This is a genomic window from Paramuribaculum intestinale (assembly GCF_003024925.1).
Classification (GTDB): Bacteria; Bacteroidota; Bacteroidia; order Bacteroidales; family Muribaculaceae; genus Paramuribaculum; species Paramuribaculum intestinale.
This window is the reverse complement of sequence record NZ_PUED01000156.1, coordinates 1-5,569: the sequence shown is the minus strand read 5'-3', so window position 1 is coordinate 5,569 and position 5,569 is coordinate 1. Positions and strand designations below refer to the sequence as shown.

General features: G+C 50.7%; 3 protein-coding genes. All 3 read left to right on the top strand.

The window, feature by feature from the left end; genetic code table 11:
* Positions 1-404: 404 nt before the first annotated feature.
* Entirely contained in the window at positions 405-1,700 is a 1,296-nt protein-coding gene (locus C5O24_RS10375) for a radical SAM/SPASM domain-containing protein (protein ID WP_107037041.1), read from the top strand.
* Between the two features lie 11 nt (positions 1,701-1,711).
* Positions 1,712-4,585 carry a porin family protein gene (locus C5O24_RS10370; protein WP_107037042.1) on the top strand — a complete coding sequence of 958 codons (2,874 nt, stop codon included), beginning with the start codon at positions 1,712-1,714 and terminating at the stop codon, positions 4,583-4,585.
* Between the two features lie 13 nt (positions 4,586-4,598).
* Positions 4,599-5,569, top strand: a 971-nt coding sequence (locus C5O24_RS10365; RefSeq protein ID WP_133165530.1) for a hypothetical protein, incomplete at its 3' end; no start/stop codon positions are given.

Genomic DNA, 5,569 nt, shown 5'->3' with positions numbered 1-5,569 from the left:
TTGTGGAAACATCGCCGGGCACCGACGTTGACATCGACGAATCCATCGACTGGCTCAAAGCAGAGGCTTTGGCTAAAGCCATCACGATGATTCAATAATCAACCCAATTATCAACATATAAAACTTTTAATCATGAAGATTGAAAAATTCCAGTTCATCGAACTGCCCAAACCGGAGATCACAATCTCCGCGTCTGGAACATCCCACATCCTGGGAGGTGTGCTTTGCGAAATCAAGTACACACAATGTATCGGAAACAAAGAGACCACATGCTCGCTGGACTCGCATCTGAACGGTTTTAACAAGGACAGCGATTGCCATGGATCGACCACCGGCTCATCATTCTGCGCCGAACATTCTGCTACCTGTAAGAACTATATCATTCCCTAACGAACCGTCAACACATGGCAGAAAACCGCTTTTCTCGTTTCAACCATCTATTCTCGCGAGAAAATGTCAACCTTCTTTATAATTCCTTGTCCAACGCTTTCGTGGCTTTGGACAAGGAGTCCTTTGATCTGTTATCAAAGCTGCATGCCGGTGACGATACCTCCACACTACCTGAAGACATCAAAGGTATGCTCTTGAAAATAAAAGGCATCGCCGATGATGAATTCGAAGTGAATAAAATCAAATATGTCACTCGTTCCACCCGGTTCGACCACTCACATCTTGCGCTGACAATAAATCCGACTCTCGTGTGCAACTTTGCCTGCCCCTATTGCTTTGAATACGATCACAATGGCAAAACAATGACGACTGAAACCGAGGATCGCATAGTGGATTTTGTCAAGAGCCATAGCGAAGCCAAATCAATGCGCATAACCTGGTTCGGCGGCGAACCGCTTATTGCTTTCGATCGTATTGAAAGTCTTTCTAAAAAACTCATGTCGTTAGACCTTGAATACGATGCGGGAATAATCAGCAATGGTTATCTGGTCAACGAAGATGTGGCAAAACGAATATCACACCTGCATATAACCTCTATGCAGATCACCCTTGACGGACTTAAAGAGCGGCATGACAGCCGCCGGTGTCTTAAAAACGGAGGAGCGACATTCGACAGAATTATATCCTCGATGAAACTCTTACGCGAATTCGCCCCCGACATGCGAATCGGCATAAGAGTAAACATCGACCACGAAAACGATCAGGAATTTATTACTTTGTATAAATTTATCACAGAGGAATTTGATGGTAAAGTAAGCGTGTTTCCAGCCTTTACCGGCGATTCAACGGAAAAGGGTACCTGCAACCTGTACAACAGAAACGAGAGAAGAGAATTTGCCATCAAGATGTTCAATGAACACGGACTGGTGTTTGACAGCTTTTACCCACAATCATTCCGCATGGAATGCGCCATCCGCAAGCGCGCCACGTATGTCATAGGGCCGGAAGGAGAGTTGTATGGATGCTGGAACGATGTAGGAAATCCGTCGAGAGTATACGGTAACATAAGCGAGAATCTGACAAATGAGTCCCTATTCATATCATATAAAACCAAAGCAGACCCTCTCGAAGACCCAAATTGTCTGCAATGCTTGCTGTTTCCTGCATGCAACGGAGGCTGTCCCTATGAGCGCATCAAACGACTCGAACGCGGAGATCCACCCGCCGACTGTCCACTGATTAAAGACAATATTGACAGTCATCTGTGGAATCATTATCTTTGCCGCCAGAAACCAATCCCAAACCCTTAACTTCACAAATCATGAAAAAAATACTCTTTGCCATATTGACTATGCTGGCGGTGGCATTCACTGCTGCGGCCGATGAAAATGCGACACTGAAACTGAAAGCTCACGTGGTAGATGGTCTGACCCTGGAACCGATCAAGAGAGCCAGAGTAGTGCTTCTCGACGCAGCCTCAGGCGATACGATATCGAAGGCAAAGCCAAAGGCCTATTATAAATCGCAGGGCGGCGACATGGTGTTTGTGCTTGACTATATCTGCGAAGTGCCACGCAGTCATGGAAAATATACTCTTGTAGTGGAACACAACGACTACGAGCCGTCAAGCAGCAGCGTGGAAATAGCCCATGTAGGCGGACGCGAAGTGGAGCGTGAACTGCCGGAGATAGCAGTCTACCGCAAGGCCCGACAGCTCGACGAGGTGACCGTAACCGCCTCGAAAGTAAAATTTTACATAAACAACGACACTCTCGTCTACAATGCCGACGCATTTCAACTCGCCAAGGGATCAATGCTCGACGCGCTCATAAAACAGCTTCCGGGAGTGGAGCTTCGCGACGGCGGCCAGATTTACGTAAACGGCAAATACGTCGAAAGCCTGCTGCTTAACGGTAAAGACTTCTTCAAAGGCGACAAAAGGATAATGCTCAACAATCTCGGAGCCTATACGGTGAAAAACGTAGCCGTCTACGACAGGCTCGGAGAGCGCAGCATGCTGGCCGGCCAGGATCTCGGCGACAAAGAGTATGTGATGGACGTCAGGCTCAAACGTGAATATATGAGCGGATATATCTTCAACGCAGAGGCCGGCGGCGGCACTGCTGACCGATATCTGGGACGGCTTTTCGGCATGTGGTACACAACGCGCTCGCGCCTGACGCTCGTTGGAGCGATAAACAATCTCAACGACTCGCGCACCCCCGGACAGAACGACTCGTGGAGCATCACCCGCACGCCAGGCGACTTCCGCACGAAAATGGCCGGACTCGACTATTACGTATCGGCCCGCGACGACAAAAGCTGGGAATTTTCCGGTAATACCACCGCCGAACACACCCGCTCGAACGACATCACCACCACCGACATCACCAACTTCATCCCCTCGGGTGACACCTACGACAACCGATTCGCACACGCCATTGGCCACAATCTCACCCTGACCACAGACAATGAGCTGAAACTGCGCCCCAAAAACAAATATATCTACATAGGCCAACACCTCGACTACACGAAGCGCGACCGCGCATCGAGCCAGATTTCAGGAACATTCAACCAAGAACTTGCCGAAGCTACGGCCTTGCTGCTCGAACAGATTCACAACGGGCAAGCCGTATCGCTTGCCGACAAGACGGTCAACACCAGCGTGCAACGCTCGTCGATGTCGGGTCACACGATGAATGCAAGAGTCAGCGCTTCGGCAGAAGGAAAAATGTCATACAGCCCGGATCTTATCGGCCTGTATGTCGACGCCGCCTACAACGCCAACCACTACGGAGCATTTGATCTCTACGACATTCGCTACGGCAACAGCGGACGTCCCGGAACGACCGACTACCAGTATGCCAAAAACGCTCCCGACCATAAATGGAGCTTGTTTGCCTCACCCAACTACACATACATCTACAACAACAACGGCTCGATCGACATACAGCCGCGATGGAGCATATCGAACCACACCAAGGACTCCTACCTGTATCAACTCGACAGGCTTACCGACATGGGAGTGTTCGGACGACTGCCCGATAACTATCCCACATCGCTCAACCGAGACCAGACATATTTCAGCACCGAGCGGCAGAACCTGGCAGGAGTGCAGCTCACCTTCAACCACCAGGTGGAACTGGACGACGACCGAAGCATCTCCGTCCACTTCAATCCCTCGGTCGACTACCGCTGGCGGACACTCGACTACGAGCAGGGCGACGTCAGCCAGAAAGTGAAGAAAAACGGTCTTGACATATCGGTCATGCAGATGTACCTCATATACAAAACCGGACAACAGCATGTCAAACTCGAATACAAGCGCAACATCCGTCAGGTAGAACTCAACCGTCTGGTCGATGTCACCAACCTGCGCGATCCGCTCAACCTATTCAAGGGAGCCACCGATCTGAAAAACGAGGCTGACAATATCATCAACCTCGAATGGTACAGATATCGGAGCGGCCGACACCGCTACAGCGAGCGTCTGGTGCTGTCGACAGACATCAAGCAGAACGCCATTGTCAACGGCTACAGCTATGATCCGGCCACCGGTGTGCGCACATATCAGGCCTACAACACCTCGGGCAACTGGAACGTAGGACTCAACAACTACTACTCCAAGACATTCGGACAGATCGACCAGTTCACACTCAGCTCAATCACTCAGGCCACATACCTAAGAGCCGCCGACATGGTAGGCTCCGCCGGATCGGAAACGCTCCGCACAGCAGTCAAAAACACCATACTCGGACAGACTCTCGGCCTCTCGTGGCAGATAGGCAAGCATGAACTACGCGTGAACGGCAACGTCAACTGGCGCGACACCAGAGGCACACGCACAGGCTTCAACAACTTCTCAGCCACCAACACCACGGCCACACTGGCAGGCAAAATCGTGCTGCCTTATAATTTCGAACTGTCGAGCGACTTCAACGTCTACACCCGCCGGGGTTATTCCGATCCGTCGCTCAACACCACCGATCTTGTATGGAACGCACGCCTCGCATACTCGACCAATGGAGGACGATGGACCTTCATGCTTGACGGATTCGACCTGCTCAACCAGCTCAGCAACGTCAGCTACAACGTCAATGCACAGGGACGCACCGAAACATACACCAACGTACTTCCACGCTACGCCCTCCTTCACGTGCAATACCGTTTCATGATACAGCCGAAGAAACGTTGACCGATCATTGATCATGCCCGTTAGCCCGACACAGCCCGACACTTTCATTACGGAATTTTTTACACTACTGAAAGATTCCGTAAGAGCATGGATCACAACCAACAAAGAGTCTATTGTGATGGGCGATGTCAATGTAAGTAACTCACTTGAAAGTTACGTCAACTACATCAACTACTCGCTGCGCGATGAATATTGCCGCAGAAGAAGTGAAGGAGAGCGAGCCGAGACAGTCATTGCCTCGCTTATCACGCTTCCACCTCCCGCAGACACCGACGTAATATCTCAGGAACTGCTACCGTTCACATCCGACGCCCGCTCATGGACTGAAGCCTTGTCGCCACTACGCGGCAGAGAGGTGTTTTATGCCAACTTCGAGCGGATGGCCCACTGTCTGATACCATGGATCAGGTCAAGCAGCCAAAGCGCTGTGATCATCAGCGAAAACGAGATAGATTATCAACACATTGGACTACCGCCGGAAATGACTGCCGTCAGATTTCACGATCTACGCATGCGTCTCTACCGAAACGATTTCATCGAAAAATATTTTCCGGTGTTTTACTCTTTTTGCAACACGGTAAAACTGGTCGACTCGATCATTGAGCCACCACGGTTCAGTTGCATTTGCGGATGTCAGGTGATAGGGAAGATCTGGGCTGAAATCTGTGCAGCCCGAGGTGGCGATACGGTTTGCTACCAACACGGATGGCCGGCATTCATGCATGCCGGATTTGTCGACATGCCCTACACGCGCATGATTACATGGGGAGATGAGTTCAACCGTTTATGGCGCAGCTACAATCCGCAGATGGAGTGCCTGACGGGCGGATACCCCTATCCGATCGAAGCCGAAGGAAGCCACCACAGCGTGACATTCTTCCTGCAGGAGCCCTACTTCGTCAGCTCCCACAGAATGGTCGGGCAGATGTATGACCTGATTGTAGCCACAGCCCTACGATATCCCGACATGACGATACAGTACCG